Below are 1,749 nucleotides of genomic sequence, written 5' to 3' on the forward strand. Positions count from 1 at the left end.
AGATGTGCTCCTTAGAAAGGAGGTGATCCAGCCGCACCTTCCGGTACGGCTACCTTGTTACGACTTCGTCCCAATCGCCGATCCCACCTTCGACGGCTCCCTCCCACAAGGGGTTAGGCCACCGGCTTCGGGTGTTACCGACTTTCATGACGTGACGGGCGGTGTGTACAAGGCCCGGGAACGTATTCACCGCAGCGTTGCTGATCTGCGATTACTAGCGACTCCAACTTCACGGGGTCGAGTTGCAGACCCCGATCCGAACTGAGACCGGCTTTAAGGGATTCGCTCCACCTCACGGTATCGCAGCCCTCTGTACCGGCCATTGTAGCATGTGTGAAGCCCTGGACATAAGGGGCATGATGACTTGACGTCGTCCCCACCTTCCTCCGAGTTGACCCCGGCAGTCTCTCACGAGTCCCCGCCATTACGCGCTGGCAACATAAGATAAGGGTTGCGCTCGTTGCGGGACTTAACCCAACATCTCACGACACGAGCTGACGACAGCCATGCACCACCTGTACACCGACCACAAGGGGGCCTACATCTCTGCAGGTTTCCGGTGTATGTCAAACCCAGGTAAGGTTCTTCGCGTTGCATCGAATTAATCCACATGCTCCGCCGCTTGTGCGGGCCCCCGTCAATTTCTTTGAGTTTTAGCCTTGCGGCCGTACTCCCCAGGCGGGGTACTTAATGCGTTAGCTACGGCACGGAGTCCGTGGAAGGAGCCCCACACCTAGTACCCACCGTTTACGGCGTGGACTACCAGGGTATCTAATCCTGTTTGCTACCCACGCTTTCGCTTCTCAGCGTCAGTTACTTCCCAGAGACCCGCCTTCGCCACCGGTGTTCCTCCTGATATCTGCGCATTTCACCGCTACACCAGGAATTCCAGTCTCCCCTGAAGTACTCTAGTCCGCCCGTATCGCCTGCAAGCTTAAGGTTGAGCCCCAAGTTTTCACAAACGACGCGACGAACCGCCTACAAGCTCTTTACGCCCAGTAATTCCGGACAACGCTCGGACCCTACGTATTACCGCGGCTGCTGGCACGTAGTTGGCCGGTCCTTATTCTACAGGTACAGTCACTTGCGCTTCGTCCCTGTCAAAAGCGGTTTACAACCCGAAGGCCGTCATCCCGCACGCGGCGTCGCTGCATCAGGCTTTCGCCCATTGTGCAATATTCCCCACTGCTGCCTCCCGTAGGAGTCTGGGCCGTGTCTCAGTCCCAGTGTGGCCGGTCACCCTCTCAGGTCGGCTACCCGTCGTCGCCTTGGTGAGCCGTTACCTCACCAACAAGCTGATAGGCCGCGGGCCCATCTCGCACCGATAAATCTTTCCACCACAAACCATGCAGTCCGTGGTCATATCCGGTATTAGACCCAGTTTCCCAGGCTTATCCCGAAGTGCAAGGCAGATCACCCACGTGTTACTCACCCGTTCGCCGCTCGTGTACCCCGAAGGGCCTTACCGCTCGACTTGCATGTGTTAAGCACGCCGCTAGCGTTCGTCCTGAGCCAGAATCAAACTCTCCGTTGAAGACTCTCGAAACACTCCCAAAAGGAGCGAATCAGAAATATCTAAACTAGAGTCCGAAAAATCTAGCAAAAGTTCGAACACCAGCAAATCAAGATTCGCTGTTGTTCAATGTCCAACCTCCCACGACCGGGGGGTACGCGAAGGCTGGAACCAATAATAATTATTGGCACTGACATTCATCGACACACTATTGAGTTCTCAAAGAACACACGCAC

1 rRNA gene is annotated in these 1,749 nt (G+C 55.8%); it reads right to left on the bottom strand.

Annotation, left to right across the window (positions count from 1 at the left end):
- Positions 1–15: 15 nt before the first annotated feature.
- A 16S ribosomal RNA gene (locus tag ACFVVM_RS34300) occupies positions 16–1,534 on the bottom strand.
- Positions 1,535–1,749 lie beyond the last annotated feature (215 nt).

The organism is Nocardia sp. NPDC058176 (assembly GCF_042883805.1).
Classification (GTDB): Bacteria; Actinomycetota; Actinomycetes; order Mycobacteriales; family Mycobacteriaceae; genus Nocardia.